General features: G+C 73.5%; 11 protein-coding genes. 2 read left to right on the top strand and 9 right to left on the bottom strand.

Annotation, left to right across the window (positions count from 1 at the left end; translation table 11 throughout):
* Positions 1-805: 805 nt before the first annotated feature.
* The 4 genes from ABTZ58_RS28715 to rpe form a co-directional block, all read right to left on the bottom strand.
* Complete coding sequence (locus ABTZ58_RS28715; RefSeq protein WP_351362891.1) at positions 806-2,248, bottom strand: GuaB1 family IMP dehydrogenase-related protein; 1,443 nt, start codon at positions 2,246-2,248, stop codon at positions 806-808.
* A 159-nt stretch (positions 2,249-2,407) separates the two neighbouring features.
* Positions 2,408-2,725, bottom strand: a complete 318-nt coding sequence (locus ABTZ58_RS28710; RefSeq protein ID WP_351362888.1) for a barstar family protein — start codon at positions 2,723-2,725, stop codon at positions 2,408-2,410.
* Between the two features lie 24 nt (positions 2,726-2,749).
* The gene (locus ABTZ58_RS28705) at positions 2,750-3,793 is read right to left on the bottom strand and encodes a sugar-binding transcriptional regulator (protein WP_351362697.1); all 1,044 of its coding nucleotides are present in this window, start codon (positions 3,791-3,793) and stop codon (positions 2,750-2,752) included.
* Between the two features lie 78 nt (positions 3,794-3,871).
* Positions 3,872-4,558: a ribulose-phosphate 3-epimerase gene (gene rpe / locus ABTZ58_RS28700; protein WP_351362694.1), complete on the bottom strand. Its 687-nt coding sequence runs from the start codon at positions 4,556-4,558 to the stop codon at positions 3,872-3,874.
* Positions 4,559-4,623: 65 nt separating this feature from the next.
* Between rpe and ABTZ58_RS28695 the strand changes: the two genes are divergently transcribed.
* Positions 4,624-6,768 carry an MMPL family transporter gene (locus ABTZ58_RS28695; protein WP_351362691.1) on the top strand — a complete coding sequence of 715 codons (2,145 nt, stop codon included), beginning with the start codon at positions 4,624-4,626 and terminating at the stop codon, positions 6,766-6,768.
* Here ABTZ58_RS28695 and ABTZ58_RS28690 read toward each other — a convergent pair.
* On the bottom strand, positions 6,749-8,167 hold the full coding sequence (locus ABTZ58_RS28690; protein ID WP_351362688.1) for an RsmB/NOP family class I SAM-dependent RNA methyltransferase: 1,419 nt from the start codon (positions 8,165-8,167) through the stop codon (positions 6,749-6,751). The genes ABTZ58_RS28695 and ABTZ58_RS28690 overlap by 20 nt on opposite strands.
* Before the next feature lie 233 nt (positions 8,168-8,400).
* Complete coding sequence (fmt, locus tag ABTZ58_RS28685) at positions 8,401-9,333, bottom strand: methionyl-tRNA formyltransferase (RefSeq protein ID WP_351362686.1); 933 nt, start codon at positions 9,331-9,333, stop codon at positions 8,401-8,403.
* Between the two features lie 335 nt (positions 9,334-9,668).
* Here fmt and ABTZ58_RS28680 point away from each other — a divergent pair, with 335 nt between their 5' ends.
* Positions 9,669-10,214 (top strand): hypothetical protein, encoded by a 546-nt coding sequence (locus ABTZ58_RS28680; protein WP_351362683.1) that lies wholly within the window; start codon positions 9,669-9,671, stop codon positions 10,212-10,214.
* Positions 10,215-10,337: 123 nt separating this feature from the next.
* Here the strand turns inward: ABTZ58_RS28680 and ABTZ58_RS28675 are convergent, their stop codons facing one another.
* From ABTZ58_RS28675 to coaBC, 3 genes are all read right to left on the bottom strand, one after another.
* Positions 10,338-12,497 (bottom strand): primosomal protein N', encoded by a 2,160-nt coding sequence (locus tag ABTZ58_RS28675; RefSeq protein WP_351362680.1) that lies wholly within the window; start codon positions 12,495-12,497, stop codon positions 10,338-10,340.
* Between the two features lie 113 nt (positions 12,498-12,610).
* The gene (gene metK, locus ABTZ58_RS28670; RefSeq protein ID WP_094056334.1) at positions 12,611-13,819 is read right to left on the bottom strand and encodes a methionine adenosyltransferase; all 1,209 of its coding nucleotides are present in this window, start codon (positions 13,817-13,819) and stop codon (positions 12,611-12,613) included.
* Between the two features lie 237 nt (positions 13,820-14,056).
* Complete coding sequence (gene coaBC, locus ABTZ58_RS28665; protein ID WP_351362676.1) at positions 14,057-15,259, bottom strand: bifunctional phosphopantothenoylcysteine decarboxylase/phosphopantothenate--cysteine ligase CoaBC; 1,203 nt, start codon at positions 15,257-15,259, stop codon at positions 14,057-14,059.
* Between the last annotated feature and the right edge of the window lie 23 nt (positions 15,260-15,282).

Below are 15,282 nucleotides of genomic sequence, written 5' to 3'. Positions count from 1 at the left end.
CTCCTTCGTCGCTGCCGGTCTCGTGCAGCGGGGACCGGCGGCGACCCGCCCGACAGCCGGGACCCACCGAGCGGGGTCCCCGCCACGCCACGTACGAGGCGACAGCCTACGAGCAGGGGCGTTGCCCGTGTAATGCAGCAACCTTGCGCATGCCCGCAAGATCATTGCGTTCCTCGCGGCGGGCCGGAGGTTCGTTGCACGGCTGTTTTCGTCCGTTGCGCACGACTTGCCCGGGGCCGCGCTTCCACGGGGAACGTGAGGTTCTCGTGGCATTCGCGCGTGACGCCCTCGTGGTCCTCGTACGACCAGCGGCCGACGCGGGGCGGGGCGGGCCGACAGCCGAGCCGGGCGTCCGGCGCGGCGGCACGTGGGTGGTCGTCGGCGACGCCGAGCCCGATGGCCGTGCGACCCCGCTCACGGGCCCGTTCCTCGGCCGCCGCGATCAGCGCGCTGCCGATGGCCGGGAGCGCAGCGCCGGGGGCCGCACGCCCAGCGCGTTGATCTCCGGGTTCCACGCGCGCCGCTTCGAGCGCCAGGAGCGGGGCCTGAGCACCTGCCTCGTCGCATGGCGGGGCGAGCGGCCCGTCGGGCACGCGGAGCTGCGCTGGGGCGGCTGCGACGACGCCGCCGCACGGGGATGCGACCCGGGTGCGAGATGGCGCCCGGGGAGCCGATGTACCGGTCGAGCACCGCCACGTCGGCGGCCCGGCAGTCGGGGATCTCATGGCGCCCGGCGGTAGGGCGTGAGCACGCGCGAAGGCCCCCGGATCTCTCGTCGGGGGCCTTCGCGCGGGGTGGGAACCGGTCAGTTCCAGCTGGCGTGCAGCGGCTTGCCCTCGGCGTAGCCCGCGGCGCTCTGGATGCCGACGATGGCCTTCTCGGCGAACTCCTCCAGGGAGGCGGCACCGGCGTAGGTGCAGGAGGAGCGCACGCCCGCGATGATCGAGTCGATCAGGTCCTCCACGCCCGGGCGGGCCGGGTCGAGGAACATGCGGGAGGTGGAGATGCCCTCCTCGAACAGCGCCTTGCGCGCCCGGTCGTACGCCGACTCCTCGGAGGTGCGGTTGCGCACGGCACGGGCGGAGGCCATGCCGAAGGACTCCTTGTAGGCACGGCCCTGGGCGTCGTGCTGGAGGTCGCCCGGGGACTCGTAGGTGCCGGCGAACCAGGAGCCGATCATCACGTTGGACGCGCCGGCGGCGAGCGCCATGGCCACGTCGCGGGGGTGGCGGACACCGCCGTCGGCCCACACGTGCTTGCCGTACTTCCGCGCCTCGGCGGCGCACTCCAGCACGGCGGAGAACTGCGGCCGGCCGACGCCGGTCATCATGCGCGTGGTGCACATGGCACCGGGACCGACGCCGACCTTGACGATGTCCGCACCCGCCTCGATGAGATCGCGCACGCCCGCGGCGGCCACCACGTTGCCCGCGACGATCGGCACCTGCGGGTCGAGGTCGCGCACCAGTTTCAGGGCGCTGATCATCGACTCCTGGTGGCCGTGCGCGGTGTCGATGACGAGCGCGTCGACGCCCGCGGCCAGCAGCTGCTCGGCCTTGCCGGCGACGTCGCCGTTGATGCCGACTGCGGCGGCGACGCGCAGGCGGCCCCGGGCGTCGGTGGCCGGCGTGTACAGCGTGGCCCGCAGGGCGCCCTTGCGGGTGAGGATGCCGGCGAGCGTGCCGTCCTTGTGCACGGCCGGGGCGTAGCGGCGGTTGGCGTGGTCGAGGGTGTCGAAGGCCTCGCCCGGATCCATGTCCGCGTCGATGAGCAGCAGGTCCCGGGACATGACCTCGGCCAGCTGCGTGAAGCGGTCCACCCCGGACAGGTCCGTGTCGGTGACCACGCCGACCGGCTTGTGGTGCTCGTCGACGACGACGCCGGCGTTGTGCGCCCGCTTGGGCAGCAGCGACAGGGCGTCGGCGACGGTCTGGTGCGGGGACAGGATGATCGGGGTGTCCAGCACCAGGTGGCGGCTCTTCACCCAGGAGACGACGTCGGTGACCACGTCGATCGGGATGTCCTGCGGTATCACCACCAGGCCACCGCGGCGGGCCACGGTCTCGGCCATGCGGCGCCCGGCGATGGCGGTCATGTTCGCGACGACGAGCGGGATGGTGGTGCCCGTGCCGTCCGGGGAGCTGAGGTCGACGGCCTGCCGGGAGCCCACCGAGGAGCGGCTCGGCACCATGAAGACGTCGTCGTACGTCAGGTCGTACCCGGGCTGGATGTCGTTGAGGAAACGCACGTGCTGCACATCCCAGTCGTTCAGAGGTGACCCCCCGACCGGCCGGCCAGGGGGAAAGAGCACGTACTTCATTGTCCCATGACGGGCGTGCGAACGGCCCCCGGCGGATCGTCCAGGCCGGTCAGGGGGCCGTTCGGAGGTTTCTCCGAGCGGGGCGGTTCAGGAGCCGAGGGTCACGAACAGGCCCGGGCCCCGGTCCGTCGCCTCGGCGAAGATCTCCTCGGCGACCTGCCACTCCTCGGGCCGCGCCTGGGCGTAACCCCGCCAGCCCGTCACGACGACCAGCAGCCCTCGCTCCCCGGCCCCCTCGGGCCACAGGGCGGGGTCGGACAGGCAGTCGGCGAGGGCGTCCCAGTTGCGGCCGAACCACTCGGGCAGGGACAGGTCACGGGCGCAGCGGTCCATCAGGCCCGCCTTGTCCGTGACCCCGTCGAGGTCCAGGACGAGGACGATCCGGCCGGCCGGATCGTCCGGCACCGCGTGCGCCTGACCCGCCATCCGTCAGACTCCGTCCGGGTCGGCCCGGTTGAGCGCGGGCCTGGGCGCCGGTCCCGCCGTCATCAGGTAGTCCGCGGCCGACGTGTCCGTCACCAGGCTGGTGACGAGCCCGGAGCGCAGCACCGCGTCGATCGCCGGTCCCTTGCGCTGCCCGCCCGCGATCGCGACGACCTCGGGGATGCGGCGCAGCTGGTCGGCCTTGACCGTGATGCACCGCTCGCCCAGGTCCCGGCCCACGCGGCGGCCCTCGGAGTCGAAGAGGTGCGCGGACATCTCGGCGGCGACACCGAGGGAGGCGTAGTGCGCCCGCTCCTCGTCGCTGAGCATGTCGTGCACCGTGGAGATGCCCGGCTCCCAGGAACCGATGGAGACGCAGGCGACGGTGACCTTGTCGAAGTGCTCGAAGGCCCGGGCGATGCCCGTCTGGTTGCGCAGCGCCGTGGCCGTCGCGGCGTCGGGCAGCAGCATGGGCGCGTAGATGGGGTGGGCGTCCCCGCCGGAGACCTGGGCGGCGCGGCGCACGGCCTCGACCGAGCCGCGCTCGGCGGTCCCGGCGTCGTACACGCCCGTCAGCTGCACCACCGTGCAGGGCGGCAGCCGGTCGAGCGCCGCCGCCATGTGGATGGTGGAGCGGCCCCAGGCCAGGCCCAGCACGTCACCCTCGTTGACCAGTTCGCCGAGCAGGTCGGCGGCCACTTCTCCCAGGTTCTCCGGGTCTGGCGTCTCCTCGGCCTCGGCCGGCGACTCGACCACGACGGCGTGCCTGAGGCCGTACCGGGCACGGAGCGCGTCCGAGCGGTCGGCGTCCAGTTCCGCAGGCACCCGGATCTCGATTCGTACGAGGTCCCGTTCGAGGGCGGTCTCCAGGACCCGGGCCACCTTGAAGCGGCTGACGCCGAACTCCTCCGCGATCTGGATCTTGGACTTGCCCTCGAGGTAGAAGCGGCGGGCCATGGCCGCCGCCTGCACCAGCTCAGCGGGTCCCATCCGCATGGCTGACCGGCCCGCCGACATACCCGACACGGCGATCTCCTCACTGCTGTTCACACTCTGGATTCGCCGTTCATCCTTGCAGATCCGGCGCGGATGATCAGCCCTGATGAGAGCCGTTCACTTTGCTGTGGCTCAGTGGTCGCAGGCCCAGGAGGCCTTCGCCGTGGTCGCCTCGGCCTGCGTGCGCAGTGCACGTACCGCCTCTGCCGGGTCGTTTGCCCCGTAGACCGCCGATCCGGCCACGAAGACGTCGGCTCCGGCGTCGGCGCAGCGCTCGATGGTGGAGGCGGAAACTCCGCCGTCGACCTGGAGCCAGAGCTCCAGTCCGTGCTTGCTGATCAACTCGCGGGTGCGGCGAATCTTCGGAAGCATGATGTCGAGAAAGGCCTGTCCCCCGAAGCCCGGTTCGACCGTCATGATCAGCAGCATGTCGAGCTCGGGGAGCAGGTCCTCGTACGGCTCGACGGGGGTCGCGGGCTTCAGCGCCATGGAGGCACGGGCGCCCTTGGCCCGGATCTCCCGCGCGAGCCGGACCGGGGCGGCGGCGGCCTCGACGTGGAAGGTGACGGAACCGGCCCCCGCCTCCACGTACTGGGGCGCCCAGCGATCGGGGGCCTCGATCATCAGATGGCAGTCCAGCGGGGTGTCCGTCGCACGGGCGAGCGACTCAACGACCGGCACGCCGAGCGTGAGGTTCGGGACGAAATGGTTGTCCATGACATCGACGTGGAGCCAGTCGGCTCCCTCCACGGCCTTCGCCTCGTCCGCGAGGCGGGCGAAGTCGGCGGACAGGATGCTGGGGTTGATCTGGACGGCCATGTCCTAAGACTGCCATGCCCTGCGGGGGTTGTGGGCATCGGTCCCGGGTCGCACAGGGGGTTGCCATGAAACAGGGCGTCGCGCATCTGGTCTGCGGGCGGCGGGCCAAGTGGCTGGTGGTGGCGTTGTGGCTGGTGGTCCTGTTCGTGGCCGTGCCGTTCGCCATGAAGCTCACCGACGCCCAGGACAACGACGCGGCGTCGTGGCTGCCGGGCTCCGCCGAGTCGACGCAGGTGCTTCAGGCGTCCGAGGACTTCCGGCCGGAGCAGATCCCGGCGATCGTGATCTACGCACGCGACGGCGGGCTCACGGCGCAGGACCGGGCAACGATCGCTGAGGACGTCCGGCAGCTGAAGCAGCTGCGCGACCACGGCATCATGGGCGAGCGGACGCGGGGTCCGGTCTTCGACCGGCAGGCCGATCCGCGCGCGGCGCAGGTCTTCGTGCCGATCACGATGGACGAGAAGGGCTGGGAGCGGATCTCCCCTGCCGTCGACTCCATCCGGGACGACGTCGGTGAGGGCGGCGGCGGACTGGCCGTGCACATCACCGGCCCGGGCGGCACCTCCGCGGACTTCGCGAAGGCCTTCGAGGGCATCGACTCGACGCTGCTGTTCTCGGCCATGACGGTCGTCGTCGTCATGCTGCTCATCACCTACCGCAGCCTGACGCTGCTGCTGGTGCCCCTGATCGCGGTGGTGTGCGCGCTGTTCGCCTCGCAGGCCCTGATCTACCTGCTCGCCGAGCACGCGGGCCTGACCGTCAACGGGCAGAGCGCCGGCATCCTCACCGTGCTCGTCTTCGGCGCGGGCACGGACTACGCCCTGCTGCTGGTCGCCCGCTACCGGGAGGAGCTGCGCCGGCACGCGGACCGGCACGAGGCGATGGCCCTGGCCCTGCACCGCGCCGGCCCGGCCGTGCTGGCCTCCGGCGCGACGGTCGTGCTGAGCATGCTGGTGCTGCTGGCCGCCGAGATGAACTCGACCAGGGGCCTGGGCCCGGTCGCCGCGATCGGTGTCGCCGTCGCCCTGCTGGCGATGATGAGCCTGTTCCCGGCGCTGCTGGTGGTCGTCGGCCGGTGGATCTTCTGGCCGGTGATCCCGCACCACGGCGCCCCCGACCCGGCCGAGCACGGCGTCTGGGCGCGCACCGGTCGCCGGATCGCCCGCCGCCCCCGCATGATCTGGGCCGTGACGGCCCTGGCCCTGGCGGTGTGCTCGCTGGGCCTGATCCAGCTGCGCGCGGAGGGGATCGGCAACGCCGACGCCTTCACCGGGAAACCGGACTCGATCACCGGCCAGGAGGTCTCGGCACGCTACTTCCCGGCGGGCAGCGGTGATCCGCTGGTGATCATCAGCAACCAGGCGCAGGCCGTGCGGGTGGGCCGCGCGGTCGCCGCGACACCAGGGGTGGTCCCCCAGTCCCTCGGCCTGCCGCCCGGCACGAAGCCGGCCTTCGAGGGCAGGGTCCTGTTCGAGGCCACCATGACCGCCCCGGCCGACAGCGAGGCCGCCAAGCAGACCGTGGAACGGGTACGGAACGCCGTGCACGCGGTGCCGGACGCCGACGCCCGGGTGGGCGGCGGCACGGCGGCCCTGCTCGACATGGACCGGGCGACCACCCACGACAACGTGCTGATCATCCCGCTGGTGCTGCTCGTCGTGCTGCTGATCCTGTGCGCCTTGCTGCGCGCCCTGATCGCACCGCTGCTGCTGATCGGGACGGTGATCCTGTCGTTCGCGGCGGCGCTCGGCATCAGCGCGCTCGCCTTCCGGTACGTCTTCGACTACGCGGGCGAGTCGACCGACTTCCCGCTGTTCGTCTTCGTCTTCCTGGTGGCGCTCGGCATCGACTACAACATCTTCCTGACCACCCGCATCCGTGAGGAGGCCGCCCGGCAGGGCACCAGAGCGGGCGTGGTCACCGGCCTGGCCGCCACCGGAGCGGTCATCACCTCGGCCGGACTGGTACTGGCCGGCACCTTCGCCGCCCTCGGCACCCTGCCGATGGTCGGCTTCGCGGAGATCGGCTTCGCTGTCGCCCTCGGCGTCCTCATCGACACCTTCGTCGTGCGCTCGGTCCTGGTGACGTCCCTCTTCCTGGACGTGGGCCCGAGGGTGTGGTGGCCGCACCGGCTGGCCCGGGAGGACAGGGGTGCCTCGGCGGCCCGGGAGAGCGCCGGGGCGGGGGTCAGCCGGTCCGGCGAATGAGCGCCAGGTACATCGCGTCGGTCCCGTGCAGATGCGGCCACAGCTGCACGTCGGGCCCGTCACCCAGGTCGGGCACGCCGGGCAGCAGGGGCCGGGCGTCGATGAGATCGGTCCCCGGGTGCTGCTTGAGGACGTCGGCGACGACGGCCCGGGTCTCGGCGAGGTGCGGCGAGCAGGTCGCGTAGCCCACGACACCGCCGACCCGCACGGATTCCAGGGCGGTGCGCAGCAGCCCGCGCTGCAGCGGCGCGAACCCCTCCAGGTCCTGCGGACGGCGTCGCCAGCGCGCCTCGGGGCGGCGGCGCAGGGCACCGAGGCCGGTGCACGGCACGTCGACCAGGACCCGGTCGAAGCTGCCGGGCCGCCACGCGGGCCGGGTCCCGTCCGCGGCGATCACCTGGTACGGCCCCGGGTTCCCGTCCAGCGCCCTGGCCACGAGCCCGGCGCGATGGGTCTGCTTCTCGGAGGCGACGAGCAGGGCGCCGCGCTCGGCGGCCAGGGCGGCGAGCAGCGCGGCCTTGCCACCAGGTCCGGCGCACCCGTCCAGCCAGCGCCGGTCGGGTCCGTCCACCGGCGCGTTGGCCAGCGCGATCGCCACGAGCTGGCTGCCCTCGTCCTGCACACCCGCGCGCCCGTCCCGCACGGCCGGAACGGCACCGGGCTCGCCGCCCTCGCTCAGCCGCACGGCGTACGGCGACCAGCGCCCCGGTACGGCGGCGTCCTCACCCAGCAGTTCCTCGGCGGTGGCCCGGCCGGGCCGCGCCACGAGCGTCACCTCGGGCCGCTCGTTGTCGGCCCGCAACAGCTCCTCGATGCCCGCGCGTCCGCCGCCCAGGGAGTCCCACAGCGCGGACACGACCCACCGGGGATGCGAGTGGACGACGGCGAGATGGTCCTCGGGATCCTCGTCGTAGGGCGGCGCGACCCGCTCCAGCCAGCCGTCCAGATCCTCCCGCGCGACCTTGCGCAGCACGGCGTTGACGAACTTGGCCCGGCCGTCGCCGAGCACGACCCGGGCGAGTTCGACGGTGGCGGACACGGCCGCGTGCGTCGGGATCCGCGTGCCGAGCAACTGGTGCGCGCCGAGGCTGAGCACGTCCAGCACCGGCGGGTCGACCTCGCCGAGCGGCCGGTCGACACAGGTCGCGATGATCGCGTCGTACGTGCCCTGCCGCCGCAGCGTCCCGTACACCAGCTCGGTGGCCAGCGCGGCGTCCCGTGCGTCGAAGTCGCCCTTGTCCCGCGCCTTGCGCAGCAGGGGCGGCAGCACGAGGTTGGCGTAGGCGTCCCGCTCGTCCACGGCCCTCAGCGCCTCGAAGGCGAGGGTGCGGACGGGGTCCTTCTGGGGGCGCCGGTAGGGCTTGCCGGACGGGCGGGGCCGACGGGGCTGGTCACTCACGAAAAAGGTGCTCCGGGTATCAGGGGAAGTGCGCGCTCCAGCCTACGCCGCGACACGGCTCGCGCCGGGGCCAGGTGAGCGGGACGGTGGGGCATGCGACGGTTGGGCACGCCGGGTGGTGGAGGCGGGACGGTGGGGCACACCGGGTGGGGTCGCCCCGGGCGGACGGCCGACCCGGGCCGACCCGAGTGCCCCCCGTGGGACCCGAGTGCCCGGGTGACCCGGGTGACGGCTCAGCTCCCGAGCCGCTCCCCCTCGGCGATCCGCACACCGCGGGCCCAGTCCGCCGCCCGCATCGGCTTCTTGCCCTGGGCCTGCACCCACAGCAGCTCGACACCGTACGAGCCGGTGCCGACGTACACGTTGTTCTTCCCGGCCGCGATCTGCCCCGGGGCGAGGTCCGTCCGCTCGGGCACGGGGGCTGCCTGGATGAGCTTGAGCCGCTCACCGCGGAACGTGGTCCAGGCGCCGGGCGCCGGCGTGCAGCCCCGCACCACCCGGTCGACGCGCAGCGCGGGCGCGTTCCAGTCGAGGTGGGCGTCCTCGACGTTGACCTTGGGAGCCAGGCTGACCCCCTCGGCCGGCTGCGGTACGGCCTTCAGCGTGCCGTCCTCGATCCCGTCCATGGTCGCCGCGAGCAGCCCGGCCCCGGCGAAGGCGAGCCGGGTGAGCAGGTCCCCGCTGGTGTCGGTGGCCCGGATCTCCTCGGTCACCGTGCCGTAGACCGGCCCCGAGTCGAGCCCTTCCTCGATCAGGAAGGTGGAGGCCCCGGTGATCTCGTCCCCGGCCATGATGGCGTGCTGCACGGGCGCGGCACCCCGCCAGGCCGGCAGCAGCGAGAAGTGCAGGTTGACCCAGCCGTGCGCGGGGATGTCGAGGGCGACCCGGGGCAGCAGCGCGCCGTAGGCGACGACGGGGCAGCAGTCGGGGCCGATCTCCCGCAGGCGCTCCAGGAACTCGGGGTCCTTCGGCTTCGCCGGCTTCAGCACCTCGATCCCGGCCTCCTCCGCCCGCTCGGCGACGGGCGACGCGACCAGCCTGCGCCCGCGTCCGGCCGGCGCGTCGGGCCGTGTGACGACGGCGGCCACCTCGTGCCGCCCGGAGGCGAGAAGAGCGTCCAGAGCGGGAACGGCGACCTCGGGGGTACCGGCGAAGACGAGCTTCATGGGGTGGTGGCGGCCTCTCGGTCGGGGGCGATCATTGGCAACGCCCAAGTCTATGAGCCGGGAACGGATCGCTGCCGACGGCGGCCCGCCCCCCCCCCCACACACGGGAGAGCCGGGCCTGCGGACGGACAGCTACGGGCGGTGCGCGGGTGGGAGAGGGCAGCTCACGGCCGAAGGCCGAGGCGCACGCCCCGCGCAAACGGGCGCACGCATGTGCCCCCGCGCCCCCACACCGTGACCAGCGGAGCGAATCCGCGTTGGTCAAGACAGAGTTGACCACAACGGGCCGCGATCGCGGCCCGATTCCTTTCAACGCCGGTTCGAGAGGCTTGTTCATGGCCGACCACGCAACCCACGACGCCCAGGCTCGGGCCAGCCTGCACTTGCTGGTGCGGGACATCGAGCGGGTCCGCCGGCAGGTGGACGCACTGCGCACCCTCACCGCCCAGCTGGGCAACGTCTACCGCCCGCGCCGCTCCGGCCCTTCCACGGGCTTCGTCGTCTACGGACGCGCCCCCGCCCCGACGGTACGTCTCGCCCAGGAACTGCGGGACAGTGTCGAGACCCTGGTGACGGCGGCCGTGGACTTCGACCGCTCACTCGGCTTCTCGTGGGACGCCGTGGGCTCCGCACTCGGAGTCACCAAACAGGCGGTCCACCGCCGTTACGGTGCCCGCCGGGCCACGGCCCAGACCGCCACCGCCGAGCCGGAGCGCACACCGGAGCCGACCGGCAGCCGCGCGGTCAACGTGACCACCGGCCTGCCCACCGTCCCGACGGTCCCCGCGGCCCGCTCGATGCCGACACAGCCCACGGCGGGCAGCCCGGCCCTCCGCGACGAGGCGCGGCCGACGGCCTTCCCGGGCCCGCGCAACGGCTGACAGTTCCTCCGCCCTGCCCTCCCGGACCCACCGGGAGGGCAGCCGCATGCACGGGCACCGGAACCACACCCGAAGGGGCAGCCGCGTGCACGGGCACAGGAGCATGGCTCCCGAGCGTTCTCCTCAGCCGATGTCGGCCGGATCGATCCGCACCCACACCCCGGCTCCCGCGCCGCTCCCGCCCCCCCGGGCCATGCGCGCGGCCTGCGCGGCCTTCAACGAGGCGGCCAGCGCCGCCCCCCTCCCCGGCGGCACCCGCACCAGCGCCCGCTCCCACTGCTCGCCCGGCGGCGGCGCCCCCGTGCGCCGCGGACGCCCGGCCGCGGTGACGGGCAGCGGCACCGGCCCCAGCACCTCGGCCTCCGGCGGCAGTCCGGCCGTACGGAGGAAGTCGGCCACCGCCTCCGGCGGACCCGCCACGGCCGCCATCCGGGACACCGGCGGGTATCCCAGCTCGGCCCGCTCGGCCAGCTCCCGCACCGCGTGCCCGACGGGGTCCCACCGGACGAGCGCCTGCACCGGCCGCAGCGTCGGCTCGGCCACGACCACCACCGTGCCCCCCGCTGACTGCGGCCGGACCAGCGAAGCGGCCGCGATCCAGCGCCGCAACGCGTCCTCCCCGGACCGCAGATCGGGCCGCCCGAGCATGGCCCACCCGTCCAGCAGCAGCGCCGCCGCGTAGCCGCCCTCGGCGACGGGTTCGGCACCCGGTGTGCTCACCACCAGCGCGGGCGCCCCGGGCACCGTGTCCAGCACGTGTTCGCGCCCCGAGGTGCGCACCGGCACCGCGGGGAAGGCCCGTCCGAGTTCCTCGGCCGTCCGCCGGGCCCCCACCACCGAGGCGCGCAGCCGGAAGGACCCGCACTCCGGGCAGTGCCAGTTCTCCTCCGCGCGACCGCACCAGGCACAGCACAGCGCACCGCCGTCCGGCGCCTCCAACGGCCCCGAGCAGTGCCGGCACCGCGCGGGGGCCCGGCAGGTGGCGCAGGCCATGCGCGGCACGTATCCCCGCCGGGGCACCTGGACCAGCACCGGCCCGTGCCGCAGGCCCTCGCGGACGGCCTGCCAGGCGAGGGTCGGCAACCGGGCGGCCCGGGCGGCCTCGTCCCGCGCGAGGTCCCCGTCCCCGACGGTCCGTACCAGCGGGGCGGCGGCGCGCACCTCGTCCCGCCCGGCCACGAGCGGCCGCGCCCAGCCGCTCTCGACGAGCTGCGCGGCCTCCACCGTGCAGGCCCAGCTGCCCAGCAGAAAACCGCACCTGTCCTGGGCGGCCCGCAGCAGGAGCACCTCGCGGGCGTGCGGCTGCGGGGCGTGCAGCTCGCTGTGGCTGTCGTCCCCGTCGTCCCAGAGGGCGACCAGGCCGAGGTCCTGGACCGGGGCGAACATCGCGGCCCGGGTCCCCACCACGGCCCGCACCGAGCCGCGCCGCACGGCGAGCCACTGCGCGTACCGCTTCTCGGGGCCGGCGTCGGCGGTGAGCACCGCGTGCCGCCCCTCCCCCAGCAGGGCGGTCAGCGCGGCGTCGACCCGGGCGACGGCCCGTCCGTCGGGCAGGACGGCGAGCGCTCCACGGCCGGAGGCCAGCGTCGCCGCGACGGCCCGGGCCAGTTCCTCGCTCCACTGCGGTCCCGGCAGCGCGTTCCACACGGCCCGGGGCGCACCGCCGGAGGCCAGCGACTCCAGGAAGGCCGCTCCCCGCTCGTACCGCTGCCAGGATCCGGCCTCGGGTGCCGGGGGCGGCGGCAGGGGCTCCGGGGAGGCGCGCTGCTCGGCCCGTGCGTTGCGCGGCGGCACGGCGAGCTGCAGGACGTCGGCGAGGCTGCCCGCGTACCGGTCGGCGACCGCCCGGGCCAGTCCCAGCAGCTCTTCGCTGAGCACCCGCTCGGGCGACACGACCTGGGCGAGGGCGGCCAGCGGCCCGGAGTAGTCGGACTCGGGCAGCCGCTCGACGAGGAAACCGTCGATCAGCCCACCGCCCTCACGGCGTCCCTCGCGCACCCGGTGCCGCCCGGCCCCGAACCGCACCCGCACCCGCACGCCCGGCTGGGCCTGCTCGTCCAGCTCCTCGGGGACGGCGTAGTCGAAGTACCGGTCGAGGTGGAGCACGCCCTTGTCGACGAGCACCCGGGCGACGGGCAGGTCCTTGGCGAGCGCGGCACCCCGCCACGTCCGCGGCTTGGCCCGGGGCGTCTGCGCCTTGCGCACGCTCTCCCGGATGAGCGCGAGCTGCTCGGGCGGCGCACCCTCAGCACCGCCGCCCGCCTGTCCGTTCTCGCTGCTCACGCTTGCATTCTTACCAAACACCACTGACATCCGGCGGCCTCCGGCGATGAGCCCGGGACACGGCGAAGGCCCGGTTCCCCGAGGGGAACCGGGCCTTGGAGCCTCAGGGCTCGTTACAGCCCCGCCGCCTTGCGCAGCGCGTCCACGCGGTCCGTGCGCTCCCAGGTGAAGTCGGGCAGCTCACGGCCGAAGTGACCGTAGGCCGCCGTCTGGGAGTAGATCGGGCGGAGCAGGTCGAGGTCGCGGATGATGGCGGCCGGACGCAGGTCGAAGACCTCGTCGATCGCCTTCTCGATGCGGTCCGTGTCGACCTTGGCGGTGCCGAAGGTCTCGACGAACAGACCGACCGGCTCGGCCTTGCCGATCGCGTACGCGACCTGGACCTCGCAGCGGGTGGCGAGACCCGCTGCGACCACGTTCTTCGCCACCCAGCGCATCGCGTACGCCGCGGAGCGGTCGACCTTGGACGGGTCCTTGCCGGAGAAGGCACCGCCGCCGTGCCGGGCCATGCCGCCGTAGGTGTCGATGATGATCTTGCGGCCGGTGAGGCCGGCGTCGCCCATCGGGCCGCCGATCTCGAAGCGGCCGGTGGGGTTGACCAGGAGACGGTAGTTCTCCGTGTCGAGCTTGATGCCCTCGTCCAGGAGCGCCTTCAGCTCCGGCTCGACGACGAACTCCTTGATGTCGGGAGCCAGCAGCGAGTCCAGGTCGATGTCGGAGGCGTGCTGCGACGAGACGACCACGGTGTCCAGACGGACCGCCTTGTCGCCGTCGTACTCGATGGTGACCTGCGTCTTGCCGTCCGGGCGCAGGTAGGGGATCGTGCCGTTCTTGCGCACGTCCGACAGGCGCTTGGACAGGCGGTGGGCCAGGAAGATCGGCAGCGGCATCAGCGTCGGCGTCTCGTCCGTCGCGTAGCCGAACATCAGGCCCTGGTCGCCCGCGCCCTGCTTGTCGAGCTCGTCCTCGTCGCCCTCGACCCGGGACTCGTACGCGGTGTCCACGCCCTGGGCGATGTCGGGCGACTGGGCGCCGATCGACACCGAGACACCGCAGGAGGCGCCGTCGAAGCCCTTCTTGGAGGAGTCGTAGCCGATCTCCAGGATCTTGCTCCGGACCAGCGTCGCGATGTCCGCGTACGTCTTGGTGGTGACCTCGCCGGCCACGTGCACCAGACCGGTCGTGATCAAGGTCTCGACGGCGACCCGGGAGGTCGGGTCCTCACGCAGGAGCGCGTCGAGAATGGTGTCGCTGATCTGGTCAGCGATCTTGTCGGGGTGACCCTCGGTCACGGACTCCGAGGTGAACAGACGACGGGACACAACGCTCCCTGGGGTTGCAGCGGCTGCTGGCTGATCATTGGCGGACGGCGGGGGCTGCACCCGGCGCCGTCCGTGGAACAGTTTATCGGTCACGCTTCGGCCACGGTCCCCCCGTCTCGCCACTCGGGAGTGCTGTGACCTGCGGCACGGGCATTCTGCCCAATGCCGAGCGACGTTGGCCAGAGGCGCCACGCCCCGACTGGCCGGGTTTCACGGGACCGCGAAGCGCCGGAAACATCAGCGCAGACGCTCGGCGACCAGGTCCCACACCGTTTCGGCCAGGGCTTCCTTCGGTCCGTGCGCCACCGGCGTCTCGCTGCCGTCGGCACCGAGCACGACGGCCTCGTTCTCCTCGGAGCCGAACGTCTTGCGCTCCCCCACCTCGTTCACCACCAGCAGATCGCAGCCCTTGCGCTTCAGCTTGGCGCGGCCGTTGGCGAGGACGTCGTCGGTCTCCGCGGCGAAGCCGACGACGACCTGTCCGGCACGGGCCCGGTCGGCGGAGATCTCCGCGAGGATGTCCGGATTCCGCACCAGGGCGATCGGCTCCGGCTCCTGGTCGTCCTTCTTCTTGATCTTCCCGGTCGCGTACGCCGCCGGGCGGAAGTCCGCGACCGCCGCCGCCATGACCACGGCGTCGGCGTCGGCGGCGGCCTTCAGCACCGCCTCACGCAGCTGCACGGCCGTGCCGACGGGGACGACGTCCACGCCGGCCGGGTCCGGCAGGGCGCTGTTGGCCGCGATCAGCGTGACGCGGGCGCCGCGGGCGGCGGCGGTGCGGGCGAGGGCGTAGCCCTGCTTGCCGGAGGAGCGGTTGCCGAGGAAGCGGACCGGGTCCAGGGGCTCGCGGGTGCCCCCGGCGCTGACGACGACGTGCCGGCCCGTGAGGTCCGGCTCGCGGACGCCCCGGGCGAGCACGCGGCGGCACACCTCGAAGATCTCGGCCGGGTCGGGCAGCCGGCCCTTGCCGGTGTCGACACCGGTGAGGCGGCCCACGGCCGGCTCGACGACGAGGGCGCCGCGGCGGCGCAGCGTCGCCACGTTCTCCTGCGTGGCCGGGTGCTCCCACATCTCCGTGTGCATGGCGGGGGCGAAGACGACCGGGCAGCGGGCGGTGAGCAGGGTGTTGGTCAGGAGGTCGTCGGCGAGGCCGTGGGCCGCCTTCGCGAGCAGGTCGGCGGTGGCCGGGGCGACGACGACCAGGTCGGCGTGCTGCCCGATGCGGACGTGGGGCACCTCGTGCACGTCGTCCCAGACCTCGGTGGCAACCGGCTTCCCGGAGAGCGCGGACCAGGTCGCGGCACCGACGAAGTGCAGCGCGGACGCGGTGGGCACCACGCGCACGTCGTGGCCCGACTCCGTCAGCCGCCGCAGCAGCTCACAGGCCTTGTACGCGGCGATGCCACCGCTGACCCCCAGAACGACCTTCGGCTTGTCCACGTCTCTCCCCGTCTCTGACCGGA

Source organism: Streptomyces sp. NPDC094143, from assembly GCF_040303825.1.
GTDB lineage: Bacteria > Actinomycetota > Actinomycetes > Streptomycetales > Streptomycetaceae > Streptomyces.
The sequence above is the reverse complement of the archived record's forward strand: the minus strand, read 5'-3'. Positions and strand labels throughout refer to the sequence as shown.

Bases quoted from the DNA above. Each gene is read 5' to 3' on its own strand.
- rpe (WP_351362694.1), bottom strand. From the start codon at position 4,558: ATGGCCGTCCAGATCAACCCCAGCATCCTGTCCGCCGACTTCGCCCGC.
- ABTZ58_RS28695 (WP_351362691.1), top strand. From the start codon at position 4,624: ATGAAACAGGGCGTCGCGCATCTGGTCTGCGGGCGGCGGGCCAAGTGG.
- fmt (WP_351362686.1), bottom strand. From the start codon at position 9,333: ATGAAGCTCGTCTTCGCCGGTACCCCCGAGGTCGCCGTTCCCGCTCTG.
- ABTZ58_RS28680 (WP_351362683.1), top strand. From the start codon at position 9,669: ATGGCCGACCACGCAACCCACGACGCCCAGGCTCGGGCCAGCCTGCAC.